The sequence below is a fragment of the Actinomadura chibensis NBRC 106107 genome (assembly GCF_001552135.1).
GTDB classification, from domain to species: domain Bacteria; phylum Actinomycetota; class Actinomycetes; order Streptosporangiales; family Streptosporangiaceae; genus Spirillospora; species Spirillospora chibensis.
This window is the reverse complement of the sequence record NZ_BCQP01000010.1, coordinates 47,601-69,230: the sequence shown is the minus strand read 5'-3', so window position 1 is coordinate 69,230 and position 21,630 is coordinate 47,601. Positions and strand designations below refer to the sequence as shown.

Here is a 21,630-nt window from a genome sequence, read left to right as displayed (position 1 = left end):
GGTAGGGACGCATGGCCGATCCCAAGCGCACCGTGACGAACCCCCGGGAGGATCGGGTACGTCTCACGCACTACCACTTCGGGCACACGGCGATCTTCTCCGCGCGCGTCGACCAGCGGTGCTCGTGGTGCGCCTACATCCCGTCCTCGTACGAGCGCGACGGCGACCGCGCCCATCCGCTCGCCGTCGTGCTGCACGGCACCGAGCGCGACGTCCTCGGCTACCGCGACCAGTTCGCCGCCTGGGGCGAGGAGAACGACTGCATCGTGCTCTCCCCGCTGCTGCCCGCGGGCATCCCGGGACAGCGCGACCTGTACAACTACCACTGGGTGCGCTACAAGGGCATCCGGTTCGACCACATCCTGCTCGGGATCGTCGACGAGGTGCGCGACCTCTACCGCGTCGACGGCGACCGCTTCCTTCTGCACGGGTTCTCCGGCGGCGGCCACTTCACGCACCGGTTCCTCTACCTGCACCCGCGGCGGCTGCTCGGCGCGTCGATCGGCGCTCCGGGCGTCGTCACCCTCCTCGACCCGGACCGCCCCTGGTGGAGCGGCATCGGGGGCGTGGAACACGAGTTCGGCCAGGAGGTCGACATCGGGGCCGTCTGCCAGGTGCCCGTGCAGATGGTGGTCGGCGACCGGGATCTCGACGAGTGGGAGATCACGCTCGACCCCGGCGACTCCATGTGGCGGGAGGGCATCAACGACACCGGCCGCACTCGCCCGGAACGCCTGCGGTCCCTGCGCGACAGCTTCGCGGCGCACGGCGCCGCCCCGCGCTTCGACCTCGTCGAGGGCGCGGTCCACGACGGGTTCCAGGTGCTGGAACCGGTGAAGGAGTTCTTCGGCGAGGTGCTCGCGGCCCACCGGAAGACCCCGGAGGAGGCGGCATGGACCGGGGCGTGAAGACCGGGCACGCGCTCGAAGGCCGCGGCCTCGCCGTCGAGTACGACGGTTCGCGCGTCATCGACGGGCTCGACATCGCGATCCACGCGGGCGCGGTGACGACCCTGGTCGGGCCGAACGGCTCGGGGAAGAGCACCGCGCTCAACACCCTGGCGAGGATTCTCAAGCCCGCCGACGGGTCCGTCCACCTCAACGGGCGCGACATCGCCCACCAGCCCACCCGGGAGATCGCCCGGCAGATGGCCCTGCTGCCGCAGACGGTCGCGATCCCCGCGTCGGTGACCGTCCGGGAGATCGTCGGGTACGGGCGCTACCCGCATCAGGGCCTGCTCGGCTCGGCGTCGCGGGAGGACCGCCGGGCCGTCGAGTGGGCCCTCGGCGCGACGGGACTGACCCGGCTGGCCGAGCGCGCCGTCGACTCCCTCTCCGGCGGGGAGCGGCAGCGCGCGTGGATCGCGATGGCGCTCGCCCAGCGGACGTCGGTGCTGCTGCTCGACGAGCCGACGACGTTCCTCGACGTCCGCTACCAGTTCGAGACGCTGTCGCTCGTCCGGGAGCTGAACCGGCGGCACGGCCTGACGGTCTGCATGGTGCTGCACGACCTCAACCAGGCCGCCGAGTTCAGCGACCACCTGATCATGCTGCGGCGCGGCTCCGTCGTGGCGCAGGGCGCCCCCCGGCTCGTCATGACCCCGGAGAACGTCAAGGCCGTCTTCGAGTTGGACGCCCACATCCTCAAGCACCCGGTGTCCACGGCGCCGCTCTGCATTCCCGTCATCCCCACGGCCGCCGTCCTGGAGGAGGCTCCGTCGAAATGAACCCGACACCATGGCGCACGATCGGCGCCTGTACGGCCCTGACCCTGTCGCTAGCCCTGGCGGGCTGCGGCGACGACGAATCGGGCGTGCGGCCGGGGGCGGCCGCGGCGGGCGGTCCGGTGACGATCCGGCACGCGGCCGGCACGACGAAGCTGGACCGGCCCGCGGTCCGCGTCGCGTCGCTGGAGTGGGAGTTCACCGAGGAGCTCCTCGCGATCGGCGTCGTGCCGGTCGGCGCGACCGACATCGAGCAGTACCGGAAATACGTCGGCGTGCGGAGCGAGGCGCTCGCCAAGACACGTGACCTTGGAACGCGCCAGGAGCCGAATCTGGAGGCGATCGCCTCGCTGCGCCCCGATCTGATCGTGGGCGACCTCGAACGCCACAAGAGCATCTACTCGAAGCTCTCCCAGATCGCCCCGACGACCCTCCACTCGCAGTACAAGGACAAGGCGTCCGACCCGGAGGAACCGCTCGCGAGGATGAGCCGGACGGTCCGCGACCTCGGCAAGGCGACCGGGCACGACGCGCAGAGCGAGACGGTCCTCACGCACATGGACCGGACGTTCGCCGAGGCGGCGAAGCGGATCCAGACGGCCGGCAAGGCCGGGACGCCCTACCTGCTGGCGCAGGGCTTCACCGACCAGGGCGCGCCGCTGCTGTGGATCTTCCTCGGCGACTCGTGGCCCGGGGGCGTCGCCGCCAAGGTCGGCCTCAAGCCGGGCTACACCGGCACGTTCGACCGCTACGGGTTCAACCAGGTCGGCGTCGAGGGCCTGGCGAAGGCGCCCGCCGGCACCGCGTTCTTCTACCAGGTGCAGCCGGACGACGACGTGATCGCCGGGAAGATCTCCGCGAACGCCGCGTGGGCGTCGCTGCCGTTCGTCAAGGACGGCGCGGTCCACAAGCTGCGCCCCGACACGTGGTTCTACGGGGGGCCGCTCAGCGCCGAGCGCCTCGCCGCCCAGGTGGCGGACGGGCTCGCGCGGTGAGCGTGGCACCCGCCCCGGGCCGTGTCGCCGGCACCGGGCGTCTCGCCGTCCCGAAGCCCGCCCTCCTGTTCGGCCTCGGGCTGGCGCTGCTGGCCGCCGCGGCCGTCTGGAACCTCGTCGAGGGCGCGTCCGGGCTGTCCGTCCACGCCGTGCTCGGCGCCGTGTTCGCGCCGGACGGAGGCGGGGAGGACGTCCTCGTCCGGCAGGTCCGGCTGCCGCGCGTGGCCGCGGCCCTCGTCGTCGGGGCGGGGCTCGGCGTGTCCGGCGCGCTGTTCCAGTCCGTCACCCGCAACCCGCTCGGGTCGCCCGACATCCTGGGCGTGAACGCCGGGGCGTTCCTCGCCGCGGTCCTCGCGGCGCTGTACCTGCCGAGCCTGCCCGGGGTGCCGACGATCGCGATCGCGCTGGCGGGCGGGCTCGCGACCTCGGCGCTGGTCTACACCGTAGCCGCCAGCGTGCGCCCGACGCCGCTGCGGCTCGCGCTGTCGGGCGTGGCCGTGACGCTGATGCTGGCGGCGGCGTCGGGCGGGCTGCAACTGCTGCACGACGTCGAGACCGCCGGGCTGTTCTTCTGGGGGCAGGGCACGATCGTCCAGGACGGCTGGGACGACGTCCGGCTCACCGGCCCGCTGACCGTGGCCGGGGTGGTGCTCGCGCTCGGGCTGTCCAGGCCGCTGGACGTCCTCGCGCTCGGCGACACGACCGCGCGCTCGCTCGGCCAGCGCGTCGGGCTGATCCGCGTGGTGTCGTGGGTCGCGGCCGTCGCGCTCGGCTCGATCGCGGTGAGCCTCGCCGGCCCGATCGGGTTCGTCGGGCTGATGGCGCCGCACATCGCCCGGCTGAGCGGGCTGCGCCGGCACGTCCTGCTGCTGCCCGCCTCGGCGCTGTGGGGCGCGGTGATCGTGCTCGCGTCCGACGACATCGCGCGGCTGTTCGGCAGCAACGTGCAGGAGGTCCCCGCGGGGGTGGTGACGGCCGTCCTCGGGCTGCCGTTCCTCGTCTGGCTGGCGCGCCGCTCGGTCGGCGGCCAGATCGACGAGTCGGCGACGGCGGACCGCACCCGCTCGCGGCGGCCCGCCCTCCGGTACGGGGCCACCGTCACGCTGGCGGCGGCCGCGCTCGCCGCCGTGGTCACGGCGTCCCTGCTGATCGGAGACACGCCGCTGTCGGAGCTGAGCGACTTCGTCCTGTGGCACATGCGGGCGCCGCGCACGCTGGTGGCGCTGGCGGCGGGCGCGGCGCTGGCCGCGAGCGGCGTGATCCTCCAGGGGGTGCTGCGCAACCCGCTCGGGGAGCCCGCGCTCGTCGGCGTGATGCCGGGCGCGACGATCGGCGCGCTGGGCGTGCTGCTGGTGTTCCCGGCGCTGCCGATCGCGCTGCTGCCGGTGGCGGCCTTCACCGGCGGGGTGCTGCTGTTCGCCGTGGCCTACGCCTGCGCGTGGCAGTCCGGCGGGGTCGCGCCGGCGCGGCTGGCGCTCGTCGGCGTCGGGTTCTCCGCGGCCGGGACGGGCATCGTCAGCCTCATCGTGATCGACTCGCAGCTCCAGCTCAGCCAGGCGCTCGTCTGGCTCACGGGCAGCACCTACGCGCGGTCGTGGGCCGACCTGCTGCACCTGCTGCCGTGGATCGCGGTCCTGGTGCCGCTGGCCTGGGTCGGCGGCCGCCAGCTCGACTTGTTCCCGCTGGGGGACGCCGCGATGCGGGGCCTCGGCATGCGGCTGGAGCGCGTCCGGCTCGGGCTGCTCGCCCTCGCGGTCGCGCTGGCGGCCACGGCCGTGGCGGTGGTCGGCGCGATGGCCTTCGTCGGCCTCGTGGCGCCGCACATCGCCCGGCTGCTGGGCGGCGGCCGGACGCGGCGGCTGCTCCCCCTCGCGGCGCTGATCGGCGCGCTGGTCGTCGTGGCCGCGGACCTCGTGGGGCGCACGGCGCTGTCGCCGAAGGAGATTCCCTCCGGCGTCATCACGGCCCTGGTCGGCACGCCGTTCTTCATCTGGCTGCTGTGGAGGACCCGGCGATGACCCTGGACCCCTGGTTCGCCACGGAACCGGTCATGGCGGGCAACTGCGCCGGCGCCGTGCCCGTCCGCGAGATCATCGAAGGGGGCCCGGCGCTGGACCGGCTGGCCGCGGCGGCGGGTCGCGGGCACGGCACCGACGACCCGCTGCTCGGCGCCTCGTTCCTGCTCAAGGGCTACCTGTCGCGACTGGCCTGCGCGGGGACGGCGGCACTCGCGCGGGACGGGCGGGCGCCCGCGCTGACCCCGGGGAACCTGCTGATGACGTTCGACGGCGGGCGTCCCCGGGCGGTCCTGCTGCGGGTGGCCACGCCCGCCGGCGGAAGTGACCGGGAGTTGGTCGCGCGCCTGCACGAGCAGCTCGTCGAGCAGCACTGCCGCCCGCTGGTGGCCACGCTCCGGCGGCGTCTCGGCGCCGGGCTCGGCTGGCTGTGGAGCAACGCCGCCGCGGCCGTCGCGAGCGGCTGGGTCGAGACCGAGCGGATCGCGGACCCGGAACGGGTGCGGGCGCTCGCGCGCGCCTTCCACGGCCTGCCCGGCTCACCGCTCGAAGGCCGGGGGACGCTGGCCGTCGAGGACGGCCGGCTCACCTTTCAGCGGCACGCGTGCTGCCTTTACATCCGGGTGCCGGGAGGGGAGCGCTGCGACGACTGCAACCTGCCGGGGCGGGGTTCCGGGCGTTCCTGAAGAAATGGCGCCGTCGAACAAAGGTGCCTGGTGGGCGTCGCCGCCCACCAGGCACCTTTGAGAGCTTCCGGCTAGGAGATCGTGACGTTCAGCAGACTGCCGACGCCGAACGTGACGACGGCGGCGGCGACTCCGAGGACGAGCTGCCGCGCACCGCCCAGCCACCAGGGCCGCGCCGTCATCCGCGCCACCGCCGCGCCGAACCCGAGCAGCGAGAGCAGGCTCACCACGAGCGGCACCACCAGGCCCGACGCCCCGAACAGGAACGGCGCGATCGGCACCAGCGCGCCGAGGGCGAACGCGCAGAACGACGACCCAGCGGCGATGAACGGGGAGGGCAGGTCGTCGGGATCGACCCCCAACTCCTCCCGGACGTGGACGCGCAAGGCCTGCTCAGGGTCGGCCGACAGGCTCTCGGCCACCTGGCGCGCGAGGTCCGCGTCCAGTCCGCGGGTGTGGTACAGGGCCGCCAACTCGTCCCGCTCGCCGTCCGGATTGCGGCCGAGCTCGCGCCGCTCCACCGCGATCTCCGCGCGCATCAACTCCGTCTGCGACCTCACCGACGTGTACTCCCCGGCCGCCATCGAGCAGGCGCCGGCGACCAGCCCGGCGACCCCGGCGAGCACGGCCGCGCGGCCCGTCCCCGACGCCCCCACGACACCGGCGATCAGGGCGAAGTTGGAGACGAGACCGTCCATCGCCCCGAACACGGCGGGCCGCAGCCAGCCCCCGGTGACATCGCGGTGACCGTGATGATGCTCGGGCGTATAGGGCACGGCAACGTCGATCGCCATGAATTCCTCCGCTCAATAGAAGCTGAGTCGAAAATATAGAAATCACACCGGACTCGCAACGAAGGAATGCCTATCCTGAGCCGATGCCCAACAAAGGCAAGGCTAACTTGACCTGGCGATACCGTCGCTTCCAAAGATCATTCCTTGACGCCCAACAATGGGCCCACGGGGCAAAGAGAGAACATCGCCAGATCCGATTCGACGCTTGCGCGATTTCCTCGGTCGAACCGCGCGCGGCGCCGCTGGGAGCGGCGGCGCGCCGGACCGGCGCGGGATCACTGCCGTTACCCTGAGGGCGTGTCCGACGAACCCGGCGTGCCCGCCGCCGACGATCCGAGCGGCGAGTCGTGGCTGATGCTGATCTATCGCGTGCCGAGCGGCTCGTCGCGCGCCAGGGTGGCGGTCTGGCGTGAGCTGAAGCGGCTGGGCGGGCTGTACGTCCAGCAGGCGGTCTGCGTCCTGCCCGACCGGGGCGGCCTGCGCGACCGGCTCCGCCAGACCCGCGACCGCATCGACGAACTCGGCGGATCGAGCATCTTCCTCGTGCTGCGGGACGTGGAGCCCGACGTGCGCGAGCAGTTCGTCGAGGGCTTCCGCGGCCAGTCGTCGAAGGAGTACGCGGAGATCATCGAGGAGTGCGAGACGAAGTTCTTCAAGGAGATCGAGTTCGAGCGCTTCCGGGAGAACTACACCTTCGAGGAGGCCGAGGAGATCCGCCAGGACCTGGAGAAGCTCCGCCGGTGGCTCGCCCGGGTCGAGGAGCGCGACTGGATGTCGGCGGACGGCCGCGAGGCCGCCCGCGCCAGGGTCTCCGACTGCGAGCGACTCCTCGAAGAGTTCGAAACCGACGTCTACGAGCGGACGGTCACCGACCCGCCGTGACGTCCGGTCACCGGCCCGCGCTCACCGGTCATGGTGCGCGCGGGCGTCGATCGCCACGCTGACCACGAAGGCGGCCACGAAGGCCAGGCCGACCAGCAGCGCCGACGCCGTATCGCCGAGCACCTCGAACCGCACCGCCGCCGCCAGCGCGGCGAGCGCGACGACCACCGCGGCGGCGATCTTCCAGTCGTCGCCGATCACGAGGTCGTACCAGAACCGCCCGAAGGCTCGAACGAACCTCATCGTGCCTCCCCCGTCGAGCCGGGCGCCAGGACCGAGCCGCCCACGGCGGGGACACGCAGCAGGCGTGCGAGCGTGTAGCAGGTCAGGAACCACACGCCCAGCAGCCCGAGGATCGCCAGGTCGCCGCCCGGCCATTCGAGGCTCTCCCTGCCGTCCCGGAAAGTCCCGCTGCCCTCCCCCACCCAGTACGTTCCGAACGAGGCGAGCAGCAGGCCGACCCCGTACTTCAGCAGGTTCTCGTTGATCATCGACAGCGGGCGTCCGATCGCCGCCGCGACGGCGAGCACGACGAGCAGGGCCGCGCCGGCCCCGGCGGCCGCACCCGGCACGTTGTGGGCGTTGACGCCGAACGTGATGACGATGAACACCACCTCGACGCCTTCGAGGAAGACGCCCTTGAAGGACACCATGAACGAGAACGTGTCGATGCGTCCGGCGCCGTGACCGGCCGCGAGCGCCGCCTCGACCTCTTCCCGGTAGATCTCCTCCTCGTCATGGATCTTCTTGCGGCCGGACGAGCGCAGGACGGCCTTGCGCAGCCACTGCAGCCCGAAGATCAGCATGAGGGTCCCGACCACCAGTTGGAGCCCGGACTCGGGAACCCAGTCCCCGAAGCCCAGCCCCAGGACCGCCGTCACGACCGCCAGCACGCCCAGCGCGGCGGCCGTTCCGAGCAGGGCCGAACGCCAGCTTCGGGTGAATCCCATCGCCATCACGATGGTGGCCGCCTCCACCGCCTCCACGAAGCAGGCGGCGAACGAGGCCGCGACGACGCTCCAGACCGCAGCGCTCACCGGGCCGCCGCCCGTCGTCGGCTCGCCGCGACGGCGCGCCCTCCGGTCAGCGGGTGGCCGTCCGACCAGCCGCACGTCCTGCAGAACACCGCCATGCCACCGCCCAAGTGCTGAGGTCCACGATGAGTGCCGTCCGTTACGATGAAACAAATGTTTCATCGAGATGCACGTTACATCGCTCGCCACTCCTCGTCCACCGCCGGTCCGGCACCGCCACCGGCGGACGAGGGCACGGTCACGAACGCCTGCCCGTGGGCGTCATGGGCTACAAGAACCACAGCGGACCAGCGGCTTCGCGGCCCCGGCGTGGTGACCCCAGATCCCCCAGCGAGGAGCGGGTCTCAGTGAGGGTCGGGGGGTTCCTCGAACCAGCCCCACAGGGTTCCGTCGGCTTTCAGCGCCCACGGAGTCCAGTCGGCGGTGATCGCGACGAACCCGTCACCGGTCTTGAGGAACGTGTTGCCGCGATCGCTCGTCTTCCACGCGGACCCGTCGATGCCGACCAGCCAGACATCGCCGTTGAACGCCGCCGCGACGTCGGCCATCTGCCTGGCGTTCGTGTCGAAACCGGTTTGGACGTCTCCGGCCGTGTATTCGAACCCGACGACGCGGTCGAGCAGGTCGACGAGCCATACGTCGCCGAGTGCGGCGCCGGGTGACTGGCCGACCGAGATGCGCTTGAACCCGAACGCGTCCCCGAAGGTGAAGGTGACTCCGTCGGCGGTGCTCCAGAACCACCCGGCACCGCTGCCCTTGTCTTCGACGACCCACGCACGGAAGAAGTCGCCCGCGACGTCGATGGCCGAAAGCTCGAAGGCGCCCCCGTCCGACTCGCGGTGTGGGGTCGCCTTCGTCCATGATCCCGCACTGGGCCGGTAGCTCCAGAGCGCGCCATCGTCCTCGACGCACCACACGGCACCGCCCCCCACCGCGACCCGAGTCAACCGGCCCGGGCTGTCGACCTGCTCAGAGGGCTGTCCGCTTTGGGGGTCGTGCGTCCAGAGCGTGCCGTCGGCATCGACCATCCAAAGCTCTCCGCCCCCTGCTACTCCGACGTCCTCGAGGGGCGGGACGTCGAACAAGAAGCGAGCCCAATCCTGTGCCACCGTCCCCTCCGTCTCCCGCACACGGTCGGTCGATCCCGGTGCGGCCCCCACGATCGCTTCAAATCGATCGTCTGTGCAGGTGAACGAACCTTGTCCCCCTACCCCGCACCGCCTCGCCGGAACACACGCGGACGTCGTGGCCGCCGATCCGAGGCGGCCCCACCGCGCGCAAGCTCCGCCACTCCCACCGGGTGCCGTGCTGGACGAGCGGCTCGCTCTCTCCCAGGTGAGCTGCTACCGGACGGGGAGGCCGGTCAGGGTGCGGCCGATGACGAGGCGCTGGATCTCCGAGGTGCCTTCGAAGATGGTGAAGATCTTGGCGTCGCGGTGCATGCGCTCCACCGGGTAGTCGCGGGTGTAGCCGTTGCCGCCGAGGATCTGGATGGCCTCCTCGGTGACGTTGACGGCCATCTCGCTCGCCATCAGCTTGGCCATGGAGCCCTCGGCGTTGGCGAAGTCCTTGCCGGTGCGGGCCATCCAGGCGGCGCGCCAGACCATGAGGCGGGCGGCGTCCAGGCGGCACTTCATGTCCGCGAGCTTGAACGCGACGGCCTGGAAGTCGCCGATCTTGCGGCCGAACTGCTCGCGCTCGCGCGCGTACTGGAGGGCGTAGTCGTAGGCGGCGCGGCCGATGCCGAGGGCCATCGCACCGACGGACGGGCGGGTCGTCTCGAACGTCTTCAGGGCGGCCTGGCCCTTGGAGCTCTTGCCCTCCCGGGCCCGCGCGATCCGCTCGTCGAACCTGTCCTTGCCGCCGACGATGTTGCCGCCGGGGACGCGCACGTCGTCCAGGATGACCTCGGCGGTGTGGGACGCGCGGATCCCGTGCTTCTTGAACTTCTGGCCCTGCCGCAGGCCGGGGGTGTTCGGCGGGACGATGAAGCTCGCCTGCCCCCTGCTCCCGAGGTCGGGGTGGACGGACGCGACGACGATGTGGACGGACGCGATCCCGCCGTTCGTCGCCCACGTCTTGGTGCCGTTCAGGACCCACTCGTCCTTGGCCTCGTCGTAGACGGCGCGGGTGCGGATGGCGCCGACGTCGCTGCCCGCGTCGGGCTCGGAGGCGCAGAACGCGCCGAGGCGGACGTCGTCCGGGGTGCCGAACATCTGCGGCACCCACTCGGCGATCTGCTCGTCGGTCCCGACGGCGGCGACGGACGCGGCGGCGAGCCCGGTCCCGACGATGGACAGCCCGATCCCCGCGTCGCCCCAGAACAGCTCCTCGAACGCCACGGGGATGCCGAGCCCGGTCGGCTCCAGCCACTGGGTGGCGAAGAAGTCGAGGGAGTAGACGCCGACCTTGGACGCCTCCTGGATCAGCGGCCAGGGGGTCTCCTCGCGTTCGTCCCACTCCTGCGCGGCGGGGCGGATGACGTCCCTGGCGAACTCGTGGACCCAGTCCCTGACCTCGCGGACGTCCTCGCTCGGCTCCAGCGAGAACGGCGGCGTCGGCGCGGCGCTCGTCATGGCTATTCGACCCTTCCTCCAATATCTGTGTTACCAACGGTAGCACCGATCGCGGTTACCGGTGGTGACACAGCGGCGCTAGCGGCGGCCGGGCGAGATCGAGCGCGCGGCGGCGTACTCCGGCACCTCGATCATCGGGGGGCGCTCCCCCACGGCGACGTCGGTCGTCGCGGCGTCGTATCCGTCCGGGCCCCGGCGGAAGCGGGTGAGCGCCGTGGCGGGGGCTTCGAGCGGCATCATCCGGCCGTGCCGCTCCAGCCGCGACCAGGCGGTCAGCATGATCTGCCCGGACATCGCGCCGAGCGCCTCGGTCGACTGGTGCGCGTGGACGCGGCGGCCGAGGTCGACCTGCGCGATCGCGTCGAGGCCGGAGTCCTGGTAGACGTCCAGCAGCAGGCCGAGCTCGACGCCGTAGCCGGTGACGAACGGGAGCCGCTCCAGCAGGGCGCGGCGCCCGGCGTACTCGCCGCCGAGCGGCTGCATCACCCCGGCGAGCCGCGGCCAGTGCAGGTTGATCAGGGGGCGGGCGACGAGCTCGGTGACGCGCCCGCCGCCGCCCTCGACGCGCCGCTCGCCGTCCACGAGCGGACGGTCGTAGCAGCCCTTGACGTACCCGACGGCCGGGTCGGTCAGCAGCGGCCCGAGCAGCCCCGTCACGTAGGACGAGCTGAACTCGCGCAGGTCGGCGTCGATGAAGACGATCAGGTCGCCGGACGTCGCGGCGAGCGACTTCCACAGCGCCTCGCCCTTGCCGGACATGCGGCCCCGCCCCGGCAGGACGGCGTCCTGGGCGACCACGTCGGCGCCCGCGGCGGCGGCCACGGCGGCGGTCCGGTCGGCGGAGCGGGAGTCGACCACGACGATCTCGTCCACCAGCGGGATCCGCTCGACCAGGTCGGTCCGGATCGCGGCGACGATCGCGCCGACCGTGGCCTCCTCGTCCCGCGCGGGCAGGACGACGCTGATCCGGGCGCCGCCCTTGGCGGCGAGCAGCAGGCGCGGCGGCCAGTCCTCCGCCGTGCTGGTGCGGCGGGCCGACCATGCGGCGACCTCAGGCAGCACGCGCTCTCCCTCCGTGCGAGCTTCCCTGCGAGCTTCGGGGCGGGCGTCCGGGCCGGATGTCCCGGCGGGCCCTCACGTAATGGAACGCCGGGCCCTCCCAGATCATTCACCCCCGGCCGGGAATCCCGCGCGGCGGCCCGGCGGGTCAGGTCACTCGGCGGCGTGCCGGTCGAGGAACTCGTAGACGTCCGACTCGTCCACGCCCGGGAACGCCCCCGGCGGCAGGACGGACAGCACGTGCGAGTGCGCGCGGGCGGACGGCCAGGCCATGCCCTCCCAGCGGTCCGACAGCTCCTTCGGGGGGCGCTGGCAGCAGTCGCCGTCCGGGCAGGACGACCGGCGCCGCCGGGTCGTCTCCCGGCCGCGGAACCAGCGCGAGTCCTCGAACCGGACGCCGAGCGTGATCGCGAAGTCGCGCTCGTGGCTGGGGTCGATGTGGGACAGGCACCAGTACGTCCCCTGCGGGGTGTCGGTGTACTGGTAGTAGACCGAGAAGCGGTCGGCGGCGCCGAAGACGTGGCGCCCGGCCCATTCGCGGCACATCCGCTGGCCCTCGATCGCGCCGTCCTCGTCCTGCGGGAAGTTCAGGCCGTCGTTGGCGTACGCCTTGTAGATGGTGCCGTTCTCGTCGTTCTTCGTGAAGTGGAGCTGCAGGCCGAGGTGGTGCGTCGCCATGTTGGTGAAGCGGTGCGCGGCCATCTCGTAGGAGACGGAGAAGACGTCGGCGAGGTCCTCGACCGACAGCTCGCGCGCGGCCTTGGCCTCCTCCAGGTAAGGGACGACGCTCCGCTCCGGCAGCAGGATCGCGGCGCCGAAGTAGTTCGCCTCGACGCGCTGCCGCAGGAAGTCGGCGAAGTCGCGGGGCTGGTCGTGGTCGAGCGCGATGTGCCCGAGGGTCTGGAGCAGGATCGTGCGCGGGGTGTGCATGCCGAGCTGCTCGCGCTCCAGGTAGATCCGCCGGTTGCGCAGGTCCGTCACGGACCGGACGGAGCGCGGCAGGTCCTGGACGTACTGGAGGCTGAACCCGAAGTGCCCGACGAGCGTCATCAGCAGGCCCTGCGAGACGGCGCCGCGCCGGTACCCGACCGCGTCGAGGGTCTGGGACGCGATCCGCTCGATCTCCGGGAAGTGGTTGCCGCGCTCGTGCATCTGGCGGCGCAGCTCGGCGTTGGCCTTGCGGGCCTCCTCGGGGCTCGCGGTCGGCTTGGTGCGGCTGCGTTTCAGCTCGCCGTAGAGGGCGAGGATGTGCTCGATGACCTCGTTCGGCATCCGCTTGCCGACCTTGAGATGGGAGAGGCCGAGCGTGCGGTAGAGCGGGTCGCGCTGCGCCTCCTCCAGCTGGATCTCCAGTTGGGCGCGGCGGCTCGGCGGCTGGCGGCGCAGCAGCTCCTCGATCGGGCACTCCAGCGCGGTGGCGAGGGCCTGCAGCAGCGACAGCTTCGGCTCGCGGCGCCCGTTCTCCAGCAGGGAGAGCTGGGACGGCGCCCGCCCGACCCGCTCGCCGAGCTCCGACAGCGTCAGCCCGCGGCCGCGGCGGAGGTGGCGAAGCCGCTGCCCGAAGGTGACGAGATCTACGTCACTCGTCAAGTTGAGGGGTTCTTCTGTCCGCAAGGTCGTCACGGCTTCATAGTAGCGGAAATTTCGCAGTTCTTCTGTTACTCCTCGGTTCATCAGGGGGTTGCGTCCGGGGCATAGTCGAGGCCAAGCACCCAGGGGACGACACGGAAGGGCAACACCATGACTGACAGTCGCCTCAAGGGCGCAGCCGACGAGCTGCGGCGGCAATGGGAGACCGATTCCCGCTGGAACGGCATCGAGCGGACCTACACGGCGGAGGACGTCGTGCGGATCCGCGGGTCCGTCCAGGAGGAGCACACGCTCGCGCGCCTCGGCGCCGAGCGGCTCTGGACGCTGCTGCACGAGGAGGACTACGTCCACGCGCTCGGCGCGCTCACCGGACTCCAGGCCGTCCAGCAGGTGAAGGCCGGCCTCAAGGCCATCTACCTGTCCGGCTGGCAGGTCGCGGCGGACGCCAACCTCGCCGGACAGACCTACCCGGACCAGAGCATCTACCCGGCGAACTCGGTCCCGGCCGTGGTCCGCCGCATCAACAACGCGCTGCTGCGCGCCGACCAGGTGCAGTGGGCCGAGGGCGAGGGGGACACGCACTTCCTCGCCCCCATCGTGGCCGACGCCGAGGCCGGGTTCGGCGGCGTGCTGAACGCCTTCGAGCTGATGAAGGGCATGATCGCCGCGGGCGCCGCGGGCGTGCACTGGGAGGACCAGCTCGCCTCCGAGAAGAAGTGCGGCCACCTCGGCGGCAAGGTCCTCATCCCGACCTCGCAGCACGTGAAGACGCTGAACACCGCCCGCCTCGCCGCCGACGTCGCCGGCGTGCCGTCCCTGATCATCGCGCGGACCGACGCCGAGGCCGCGACCCTGATCACGACGGACGTGGACGAGCGCGACCGCGAGTTCACCACCGGCGAGCGCACCGCCGAGGGGTTCTACCGCGTCCGGAACGGCATCGAGCCCTGCATCGCCCGCGCCAAGGCGTACGCGCCCTACTCCGACCTCATCTGGATGGAGACCGGCACCCCGGACCTGGAGCAGGCCCGCAAGTTCGCCGAGGCGGTCAAGGCCGAGTACCCGGACCAGATGCTCGCCTACAACTGCTCGCCGTCCTTCAACTGGAAGGCGCACCTGGACGACGCGACCATCGCCAAGTTCCAGCGCGAGCTCGGGCACATGGGCTTCAAGTTCCAGTTCATCACCCTGGCGGGCTTCCACGCGCTCAACTACGGCATGTTCGACCTGGCCCACGGCTACGCCCGCGAGGGCATGACCGCCTACGTCGACCTGCAGGAGCGCGAGTTCGCGGCGGCCGAGAAGGGCTTCACCGCGGTCAAGCACCAGCGCGAGGCCGGGACCGGCTACTTCGACCTGGTCAGCACCGCGATCAGCCCGGACTCCTCCACCACGGCGCTGAAGGGCTCCACCGAGGAGGGCCAGTTCCACTGATCCGCCGACTCGACTGAACCGAGAGTCCGCCGAGCCGCCAGGGCCCGTCCCGCCTTCCGGAGCGGCCCTCCCCGGCTCGTCCCGACGCAGAAGGCCCCCGCGTCCCTACACCCGCGGGGGCCTTCTGGCATCGCCGTCCCGCCGCGGGGGTACGCCCGGATTCCGGGTTTCGGCCACATCCGGCCGTGTTCTCGACAGCATGAGACGCGCGGGCGCATCGTGAGCGCGCTAGTGATCTTTCTTAGGGAGAGGATCTCCGATGGCGCGTCACCCTCGGTTCATTCGGTCCCGGGCGACCCCCGGGCGGATGCTGCCACTCGCCGTCGCCGCCGTGAGCGTCGTCGCGCTCGCGGCCCCCGCGTCCGCCGCAGGGCACGGGGACAACGGGCGCTTCACCCCTGGCGCCGCCGGTGTCGGCGACCCCTATTTCCCGTTGGAGGGCAACGGCGGCTACGACGTCCGGCACTACTCGCTCGACCTCCAGTACGACCCGGACTACGACCAGCTCGACGGCACGGTGACCATCACCGCGCGGGCGACGCAGAACCTGTCGCGCTTCGACCTTGACCTGTCCGGAATGGACGTCGACAGCGTCTCGGTCGACCACCGCCGCGCCGACCACACGCGCCGCGGCCAGGAACTGATCATCACGCCGCGCAAGGGCCTGAAGAAGGGCTCGACGTTCACGGCGGTCGTGAAGTACGGCGGCGTGCCGCAGACCATCGTCGGCTCGCCGATCGTGTTCGGCTCCCCGTACGGGTTCCTGCACACGCCGGACGGCGCGTTCGTCGGCGGCGAGCCCAACGGCGCCAGCACGTGGTTCCCGGTCAACGACCACCCGAGCGACAAGGCGACCTACGACTACACCCTGACGGTCCCGAAGGGCCTGACGGCCGTGGCCAACGGACGGCTGTCCGAGCACCGCGGCGCGACCGCGTCGTTCAGCCGCCGCTCGGCGAAGATCGGCGCCGAGGTCTTCCGGTGGCACGAGGACAGCCCGATGGCGAGCTACCTCACCACCATCGACATCGGCAAGTGGGACGTGAAGAGCGGCCGCACGCCCGGCGGCGTGCCCAACTACACCGCGGTCGACCCCGTCCTGCTCGCCAACCAGCCGGACGCTGTGGACTTCTTCTACAACACCACCAGCGACGTCACCGACACCTGGTCGAAGATCTTCGGCAAGTACGCGTTCGCGAGCACCGGGGCGATCGCCGACGACGCCCGCTTCAACGGGCAGCCGCTCGGCTTCTCCCTGGAGACGCAGAGCAAGCCGGTGTACTCGGCGGTGCGCAGCACCGGGACGATCGTCCACGAGCTGGCGCACCAGTGGTTCGGCGACGCCGTCTCGCCGCGGCAGTGGAAGGACGTCTGGCTGAACGAGAGCTTCGCGAGCTGGGCCGCCTGGTACTGGACGGAGATCCACGGCGGCCGGTCCGCCGCCGACTCGGCCCGCGCCACCTACGCCGCCCGGCCCTTCCCGGACTCGGCGGGCCGCCCGTACTGGTCGGTGCTGACCGCCGACCCGCAGCGCGACACCATGTTCAACGACCGCGTCTACAGCGGCGGCGCCATGATGCTGCAGTTCCTGCGCGAGAAGATCGGGGACGAGAAGTTCCTCACCCTCCTGCGCACCTGGTACGCGCAGCACAAGTACGGCAACGCCGAGACGGCGCAGTTCACGGCGCTGGCCCAGCGGGTCTCCGGGCAGGACCTCAGCGGGTTCTTCAAGGACTGGCTGTACTCCCCCATCAAGCCCGCGATCTCCTAGCGGCGGCCACCGGCGCGTCCTTGTGAACCGGGTCCCGGACAGGCCGTCCGGGACCCGGTCCCCCGCCCGGGCGGGACGGCGTCGCGTGTGTGTGAAATTACCTGGTGGACCTTCGCGCCGTTCCTTAGGCTCCCGGCGAGTGGGCGTCCTTCCCTGGGTGTGGTGGTACGGCTTGCGCCGTCACTCTTCGTATCCCCTGGGCTCCCTCACGGAGGCGGGCACCAACACCGTCTTCGGGTTCATGCGCGCGTACGTGTTGATCGCGCTGTGGGAGGTGCGCCCGGCGCTCGGCGGGTACGCGGTCGCCGACGCGGTCACCTTCTGCTTCATCACCCAGGCGCTGATCGGGCCCGTCCAGATCTTCGGCGGCCTCGACCTCGCCGAGCGCATCCGCAACGGCGACGTGGCGATCGACCTGTACCGCCCCGTCGGGCTGCAGGGCTGGTGGCTCGCCGAGGACCTCGGCCGCGCGTCCGCGTCGCTGCTGCTGCGCGCGGGCCCGCCGCTGGTCGCCGGGTCGCTGTTCTTCCCGTTCCGCTGGCCGGGGGCGCTGAACCTCGCCGCGTTCGCGGTCGCGGTGCCGCTCGCCGTCGCGGTCGGCTTCGGGATGCGCTACCTCGTGGCGATGGGCATGTTCTGGCTGCACGACGACCGGGGCCTGAACGCCGTCACGCTGGTCATGTCGCTGTTCTTCTCCGGGATGGTCCTGCCGCTCGTCGTGTTCCCCGGCGCGCTCGGCACGGTCGCGCGGTCGCTGCCGTGGGCGGCGCAGATCCAGGTCCCGGCGGACGTGTTCCTCGGCCGCCGCACCGGCCTCGGTCTCGCCGGGGCGCTCGGCTTCCAGGCCGGGTGGGCGGCGGTCCTGCTCGGCGCGGGCGCGCTCGCGACGCGGGCGGCGCGGCGGAAGCTGGTGGTGCACGGTGGCTGAGCCCGTCCATGCGAAGGGCGCCGGAGCGGTGCCCGGCGCGCTCGTCGACGCGCTGCGCATGTACGGGCTGCTCGTCTGGACGTGGGTCCGCGCCGCCGCCCAGTACCCGGTGTCGATGGTGCTGCTCAGCCTCGCCACCGCCGTCGTCACCGGGCTGGACGCCGCCGCCATCGCGCTGCTGTTCTCCCGCGCGCCGCGGATCGGCGGGTTCGACGCGTCGGAGGTGCTGTTCCTGTACGGGACGTCCGCGCTGTCGTTCGGGATCTCCGACGTCGCCCTCGGCACGACGGAGCGGCTCGGGTTCCACGTCCGGGAGGGGTCCCTCGACGCGATCCTCGTGCGGCCGGTGAGCCCGCTCGTCCAGCTCGCGACGGAGGAGTTCTCGCCGCGCCGCCTCGGCAAGCTCGTCCCGGCGGTGCTGGTGCTGGCGTACGCGCTGGCGCGGGTGGACGCGCCGTGGACGCCGGGCCGCGTCGCGATGATCCCCGTCATGGTGCTGTCCGGGACGGCGATCTTCGCCGGGTTCTGGGTGCTGACGGCGGCGGTGCAGTTCGTCCTGCTGGAGTTCCACGGGGCCGCGAAGTCGCTGACCTACGGCGGGGCGTTCCTCAGCCAGTACCCGATGACGGTGTTCGGGCGCGACCTCGTCCGCGGGGTCACGTTCGTCGTGCCGCTCGCGTTCGTGAACTGGCAGCCGGCGCTCTACGTCCTGGACCGCCCCGACCCGCTCGGGCTGCCGGACGCGGCGCGGTTCGCGTCCCCGCTGGTCGCCGCCGTGCTGTGCGCGGCGGCGGCGCTGGCGTGGCGGGCGGGGCTGCGGCACTACCGATCGACGGGGAGCTGATGCCGGTGGCGATGATCGAGGCCGTGGACGTCGTCAAGGCGTTCACCGTCCGGACGCGGGCGGGCCTCCTGCGGCGGACGCGCACGCGGCTGCGCGCGGTGGACGGCGTGTCGTTCGCCGTCGAGCCGGGCGAGTTCGTCGGGTACCTCGGCCCGAACGGGGCCGGGAAGTCGACCACGATCAAGATGCTGACCGGGATCCTCACCGCGACGTCCGGGACGCTGCGGGTGTGCGGGCTCGACCCGTCGCGGCGGCGGACGTCCCTCGCCCGCCGGATCGGCGTGGTGTTCGGGCAGCGCACCACGCTCTGGTGGGACCTGCCGCTGCGCGACAGCCTGACGCTCGTCCGGCGGCTGTACCGGGTCGAGTCGGGCGCGCACCGGGCGCGGCTCGCCGAGCTGACCGCGCTGCTGGAGCTGGAGCCGTTCCTCGCCACGCCGGTCCGGCAGCTCAGCCTCGGCCAGCGGATGCGCGGCGACCTCGCCGCCGCGCTGCTGCACGACCCGGAGCTGCTCGTGCTGGACGAGCCGACGATCGGCCTCGACGTGATCAGCAAGGCGACCGTCCGGGACTTCCTCGCCCGCGTCAACGCCGAGCGCGGCACCACGATCCTGCTGACCACGCACGACCTCGGCGACATCGAGCGGCTCTGCCGCCGCGTCATGATCATCGACCGGGGGCGGCTCGCCTACGACGGCGGCCTGGACGAGCTGCGCCGCACCGTCCCGGCCGACCGGCTGCTGGTGGTCGAGCTCGCCCGCCCGGCCCCGCCGATCACGCTGGACGGCATCGAGAACGTCCGGGTCGAGGGCCCCCGGCAGTGGCTGCGGCTGCCGCGCGCGGCGAACGCGGCGGCGGTCGTGGCGGAGCTGGCCCGCGGCCACGAGGTCCGCGACATCTCGCTGCGCGAGCCCGGCATCGAGGACGTCCTCGCCGGGCTCTACCGGGGCGACCACGAGTACTGGTGCTCGGGACGGCCCGTCGCGCCGTAGCGGAGCGTGACGACGACGCGTCCGGCCTGGGCGAGCGCGGCGAGGTAGCGCTGCGCGGTGGCGCGGGACACGCCGACCTCGTCGGCGATCTCGGCGGCCGAGCGGGGCGCGTCCGCGCGCCGCAGCGCGTCGCCGACCAGCCGGGCCGTCACCGGCGACTGGCCCTTCGGCGGGGGCGGCTGGCCGCGCAGCGGCGCGTACAGGGCGCGGACGGCGCCGTCCAGCGCGGCCTGGGACAGCTCGGCCTCGCCGCTCAGCGCGTCCCGGTAGCGGGCGTAGGCGGCGAGCCGCTCGCCGAGCGCGGCGGCGGTGAACGGCTTGATCAGGTAGTGCAGGGCGCCGCCGCGCAGCGCGGTCCGGACGACGTCCGGGTCGGCCGCCGCCGTCGCCATGATCACGTCCGCGTCGAGGCAGGGCAGCAGGGTGAGGCCGGACGCGTCCGGCAGGTAGACGTCCAGCAGGACGAGCGCGGGCCGCAGCTCGGCGGCCATCGCCCTGGCCTGCGCCGCGGTGTGCGCGAGCCCGGCGACGGCGAAGCCGCGCGCCGCCGCGACGAACCCGGCGTGCACCTGCGCGACGCGGAAGTCGTCGTCCACCACGAGCACCTCGATCACAGCGCCGCCTCCGCGCCGAGGACGCCGGGCAGCCGGGCCACCGCCACCGCGCCGGTGGCGCCGGGGCGGTCCGCGTCGACGAAGGCGACGTCGCCGCCGCGGGCGCGGGCGGTGCGGCGGGCGATGCCGAGCCCGAGGCCGCGGGACCGGCCGGGGGCGGCGTCGCGGGTGGAGACGCCGTCGTCGAACGCGGCGTCGCGCAGGTCGGCGGGGAGGCCGTCGCCGGAGTCGGCGACGGTGACGTGCAGGTCGCGGCCGTCGCCGAGCAGCTCCACCTCGACGCGGGCGGGGCGGCGGCGGCCGAGCCGCGCGGCCTCCACGGCGTTGTCGACGAGGTTGCCGACGACGGTCGTCACGTCCAGCGGGTCGGCGACGCGGCCGGGGACGTAGCTGCCCGCCCCGACGTCCAGCCGGACGCCCTTCTCCGCCGCGACCGCCGCCTTCGCGGACAGGAACGCCCGCAGGTACGGGTCCGACACCGGGTCGGGGAGGTTCTCCGGGGCGGGCGCGCGGCGCGAGGCGTCCTCCATCAGGGCGCCGATGTACTCGGCGGCCTCCTCGCCGTGCCCGAGCTGCAGCAGCCCGGACAGGGTGTGCAGCCGGTTGGCGTACTCGTGCCGCTGCGCGCGGAGCGCGTCGAACAGGATCCTGACCGAGTCGAGCTCGCGGGCGAGGGTCTCCAGGTCGGTGCGGTCGCGCAGGGTGACGACCGCGCCGAGGTCGCGGCGGTCCCGGCGGACCTCGCGCCGGTTCACGACGAGGACCCGCTCGCCCGCCGTGACGAACAGGTTCGACGCCTCGCGCGCGCCGGTCAGGACGTCCCGGAGCGTCCCCGCCGGGGCGAGGTCGCCCGCGGGCGCGCCGCGCTCCGGCGTGACGCCGAGCAGCCGGGACGCCTCGTCGTTGCACACCGCCGTCCGCCCCCGGGTGTCGACGGCGACGACGCCCTCCCCGACGCCGTGCAGCACCGCCTCCCGCTCGTGGACGAGCTCCACCAGCTCGTACGGTTCGAGGCCGAGCGTCTGCCGCTTCAGCCTCCGGCCGATCGCCACCGAGGCCAGCACGCCGAGCAGGACGGCCCCGGCGACGAACACCGTCATCTCGCGGAGCACGCGGCCGAGCTCGGCGTCGATGGCGCGGGCGTCGAACCCGACGCTGACCTCGCCGAGGATCCGGCCGTCCCGCCCGTACAGCGGGACCTTGCCGCGCGCGGACAGCCCGAGCGTGCCGCGCTCCACCCGGACGACCTCCCGGCCGGCGAGCGCGTCGGACGGGTCGGTGCTGACCCGCCGTCCCAGCCGGTCGGGGTTCGGGTGGGAGAGGCGGATGCCCCGGTCGTCGGTCACCACGACGAACAGCGCCCCCGTGCGGGCGCGGACCCGCTCGGCGCGCGGCTGGACGACGCCCGCCGGATCGCCCGCCGCCACCGCGTCGGCGACGGCGGGGTCGGCGGCCACGGAGCGCGCGACGGTCAGCGCCCGCTGGCCGTACTGGTCGCGGAGCCGCCCGTCGAGCATCCACGCGACCAGCCCGTAGCCGAGGCAGGCCACCACGACGACCACGCCCACCTGCATGATCAGGACTTGCCGGGCGAACGGGATGCGGGGCCGGACCGCCATGACGAGCCACCGTAAACCATGCCGGCCCGGCCGCCCAGCCCCCGGCGAGCAGAACGAGCAGAAGTCCGGAGAAC

20 protein-coding genes are annotated in these 21,630 nt (G+C 72.7%); 11 read left to right on the top strand and 9 right to left on the bottom strand.

Annotation, left to right across the window (positions count from 1 at the left end; translation table 11 throughout):
* Positions 1-11: 11 nt before the first annotated feature.
* From ACH01S_RS05000 to ACH01S_RS04980, 5 genes are read left to right on the top strand one after another with little or no spacing between them, the layout of a single operon-like run.
* Entirely contained in the window at positions 12-908 is an 897-nt protein-coding gene (locus tag ACH01S_RS05000; RefSeq protein WP_067885857.1) for an alpha/beta hydrolase family protein, read from the top strand.
* A complete protein-coding gene (locus ACH01S_RS04995) occupies positions 893-1,726 on the top strand; it encodes an ABC transporter ATP-binding protein (RefSeq protein WP_067885855.1) in 834 nt (277 codons plus the stop codon). Before ACH01S_RS05000 ends, ACH01S_RS04995 begins: the two co-directional genes overlap by 16 nt.
* Positions 1,723-2,718: an ABC transporter substrate-binding protein gene (locus ACH01S_RS04990; RefSeq protein ID WP_067885853.1), complete on the top strand. Its 996-nt coding sequence runs from the start codon at positions 1,723-1,725 to the stop codon at positions 2,716-2,718. Before ACH01S_RS04995 ends, ACH01S_RS04990 begins: the two co-directional genes overlap by 4 nt.
* Positions 2,715-4,736, top strand: coding sequence for an iron ABC transporter permease (locus ACH01S_RS04985; RefSeq protein ID WP_169809207.1), 2,022 nt, complete (start codon positions 2,715-2,717; stop codon positions 4,734-4,736). The genes ACH01S_RS04990 and ACH01S_RS04985 overlap by 4 nt, the downstream gene beginning before the upstream one ends.
* Entirely contained in the window at positions 4,733-5,419 is a 687-nt protein-coding gene (locus ACH01S_RS04980; protein ID WP_067885849.1) for an IucA/IucC family C-terminal-domain containing protein, read from the top strand. Before ACH01S_RS04985 ends, ACH01S_RS04980 begins: the two co-directional genes overlap by 4 nt.
* Positions 5,420-5,490: 71 nt before the next feature.
* Here the strand turns inward: ACH01S_RS04980 and ACH01S_RS04975 are convergent, their stop codons facing one another.
* Positions 5,491-6,213: a VIT1/CCC1 transporter family protein gene (locus ACH01S_RS04975; RefSeq protein ID WP_067885844.1), complete on the bottom strand. Its 723-nt coding sequence runs from the start codon at positions 6,211-6,213 to the stop codon at positions 5,491-5,493.
* 297 nt (positions 6,214-6,510) lie between these two features.
* Here ACH01S_RS04975 and ACH01S_RS04970 point away from each other — a divergent pair, with 297 nt between their 5' ends.
* Positions 6,511-7,095 carry a Chromate resistance protein ChrB gene (locus ACH01S_RS04970; protein WP_067885843.1) on the top strand — a complete coding sequence of 195 codons (585 nt, stop codon included), beginning with the start codon at positions 6,511-6,513 and terminating at the stop codon, positions 7,093-7,095.
* A gap of 21 nt (positions 7,096-7,116) precedes the next feature.
* Here ACH01S_RS04970 and ACH01S_RS04965 read toward each other — a convergent pair whose 3' ends face one another.
* From ACH01S_RS04965 to ACH01S_RS04940, 6 genes are all read right to left on the bottom strand, one after another.
* Positions 7,117-7,338 (bottom strand): hypothetical protein, encoded by a 222-nt coding sequence (locus ACH01S_RS04965; protein ID WP_067885842.1) that lies wholly within the window; start codon positions 7,336-7,338, stop codon positions 7,117-7,119.
* The gene (locus ACH01S_RS04960) at positions 7,335-8,132 is read right to left on the bottom strand and encodes a COG4280 domain-containing protein (protein ID WP_067885841.1); all 798 of its coding nucleotides are present in this window, start codon (positions 8,130-8,132) and stop codon (positions 7,335-7,337) included. The genes ACH01S_RS04965 and ACH01S_RS04960 overlap by 4 nt, the downstream gene beginning before the upstream one ends.
* Positions 8,133-8,473: 341 nt before the next feature.
* Positions 8,474-9,157, bottom strand: a complete 684-nt coding sequence (locus ACH01S_RS04955) for a hypothetical protein (RefSeq protein WP_148344682.1) — start codon at positions 9,155-9,157, stop codon at positions 8,474-8,476.
* Between the two features lie 315 nt (positions 9,158-9,472).
* Positions 9,473-10,705: an acyl-CoA dehydrogenase family protein gene (locus ACH01S_RS04950; protein WP_067885839.1), complete on the bottom strand. Its 1,233-nt coding sequence runs from the start codon at positions 10,703-10,705 to the stop codon at positions 9,473-9,475.
* Between the two features lie 78 nt (positions 10,706-10,783).
* Positions 10,784-11,767 carry a glucosyl-3-phosphoglycerate synthase gene (locus ACH01S_RS04945; RefSeq protein ID WP_067885837.1) on the bottom strand — a complete coding sequence of 328 codons (984 nt, stop codon included), beginning with the start codon at positions 11,765-11,767 and terminating at the stop codon, positions 10,784-10,786.
* A 150-nt stretch (positions 11,768-11,917) separates the two neighbouring features.
* Positions 11,918-13,354: an XRE family transcriptional regulator gene (locus ACH01S_RS04940; RefSeq protein WP_067885835.1), complete on the bottom strand. Its 1,437-nt coding sequence runs from the start codon at positions 13,352-13,354 to the stop codon at positions 11,918-11,920.
* 150 nt (positions 13,355-13,504) lie between these two features.
* Between ACH01S_RS04940 and aceA the strand changes: the two genes are divergently transcribed.
* The 5 genes from aceA to ACH01S_RS04915 all read left to right on the top strand — a co-directional run bounded on the left by aceA (position 13,505) and on the right by ACH01S_RS04915 (position 19,323).
* Positions 13,505-14,788 carry an isocitrate lyase gene (gene aceA, locus ACH01S_RS04935; RefSeq protein WP_067885833.1) on the top strand — a complete coding sequence of 428 codons (1,284 nt, stop codon included), beginning with the start codon at positions 13,505-13,507 and terminating at the stop codon, positions 14,786-14,788.
* Positions 14,789-15,095: 307 nt separating this feature from the next.
* Entirely contained in the window at positions 15,096-16,559 is a 1,464-nt protein-coding gene (locus tag ACH01S_RS04930; protein WP_218010143.1) for a M1 family metallopeptidase, read from the top strand.
* 172 nt (positions 16,560-16,731) lie between these two features.
* Complete coding sequence (locus ACH01S_RS04925) at positions 16,732-17,487, top strand: ABC transporter permease (protein WP_306303231.1); 756 nt, start codon at positions 16,732-16,734, stop codon at positions 17,485-17,487.
* A 58-nt stretch (positions 17,488-17,545) separates the two neighbouring features.
* Positions 17,546-18,331: an ABC transporter permease gene (locus tag ACH01S_RS04920; protein ID WP_083980395.1), complete on the top strand. Its 786-nt coding sequence runs from the start codon at positions 17,546-17,548 to the stop codon at positions 18,329-18,331.
* Positions 18,331-19,323, top strand: coding sequence for an ABC transporter ATP-binding protein (locus tag ACH01S_RS04915; RefSeq protein WP_067885825.1), 993 nt, complete (start codon positions 18,331-18,333; stop codon positions 19,321-19,323). The genes ACH01S_RS04920 and ACH01S_RS04915 overlap by 1 nt, the downstream gene beginning before the upstream one ends.
* On the opposite strand, the gene ACH01S_RS04910 is transcribed toward ACH01S_RS04915, so the two are convergent.
* Both ACH01S_RS04910 and ACH01S_RS04905 read right to left on the bottom strand, forming a co-directional pair.
* Positions 19,272-19,937, bottom strand: a complete 666-nt coding sequence (locus tag ACH01S_RS04910) for a response regulator (protein ID WP_067885823.1) — start codon at positions 19,935-19,937, stop codon at positions 19,272-19,274. The two genes, ACH01S_RS04915 and ACH01S_RS04910, sit on opposite strands and share 52 nt — an antisense overlap.
* A complete protein-coding gene (locus ACH01S_RS04905) occupies positions 19,934-21,556 on the bottom strand; it encodes a sensor histidine kinase (RefSeq protein WP_218010142.1) in 1,623 nt (540 codons plus the stop codon). Before ACH01S_RS04905 ends, ACH01S_RS04910 begins: the two co-directional genes overlap by 4 nt.
* Positions 21,557-21,630 lie beyond the last annotated feature (74 nt).

Excerpts from the sequence above, each read along its gene's own strand:
- ACH01S_RS05000 (WP_067885857.1), top strand. The coding sequence starts at position 12 with ATGGCCGATCCCAAGCGCACCGTGACGAACCCCCGGGAGGATCGGGTA.
- ACH01S_RS04995 (WP_067885855.1), top strand. The coding sequence starts at position 893 with ATGGACCGGGGCGTGAAGACCGGGCACGCGCTCGAAGGCCGCGGCCTC.
- ACH01S_RS04990 (WP_067885853.1), top strand. The coding sequence starts at position 1,723 with ATGAACCCGACACCATGGCGCACGATCGGCGCCTGTACGGCCCTGACC.
- ACH01S_RS04980 (WP_067885849.1), top strand. The coding sequence starts at position 4,733 with ATGACCCTGGACCCCTGGTTCGCCACGGAACCGGTCATGGCGGGCAAC.
- ACH01S_RS04975 (WP_067885844.1), bottom strand. The coding sequence starts at position 6,213 with ATGGCGATCGACGTTGCCGTGCCCTATACGCCCGAGCATCATCACGGT.
- ACH01S_RS04965 (WP_067885842.1), bottom strand. The coding sequence starts at position 7,338 with ATGAGGTTCGTTCGAGCCTTCGGGCGGTTCTGGTACGACCTCGTGATC.
- ACH01S_RS04955 (WP_148344682.1), bottom strand. The coding sequence starts at position 9,157 with ATGGTCGATGCCGACGGCACGCTCTGGACGCACGACCCCCAAAGCGGA.
- ACH01S_RS04950 (WP_067885839.1), bottom strand. The coding sequence starts at position 10,705 with ATGACGAGCGCCGCGCCGACGCCGCCGTTCTCGCTGGAGCCGAGCGAG.
- aceA (WP_067885833.1), top strand. The coding sequence starts at position 13,505 with ATGACTGACAGTCGCCTCAAGGGCGCAGCCGACGAGCTGCGGCGGCAA.
- ACH01S_RS04930 (WP_218010143.1), top strand. The coding sequence starts at position 15,096 with ATGCTGCCACTCGCCGTCGCCGCCGTGAGCGTCGTCGCGCTCGCGGCC.
- ACH01S_RS04920 (WP_083980395.1), top strand. The coding sequence starts at position 17,546 with ATGTACGGGCTGCTCGTCTGGACGTGGGTCCGCGCCGCCGCCCAGTAC.
- ACH01S_RS04915 (WP_067885825.1), top strand. The coding sequence starts at position 18,331 with ATGCCGGTGGCGATGATCGAGGCCGTGGACGTCGTCAAGGCGTTCACC.
- ACH01S_RS04905 (WP_218010142.1), bottom strand. The coding sequence starts at position 21,556 with ATGGCGGTCCGGCCCCGCATCCCGTTCGCCCGGCAAGTCCTGATCATG.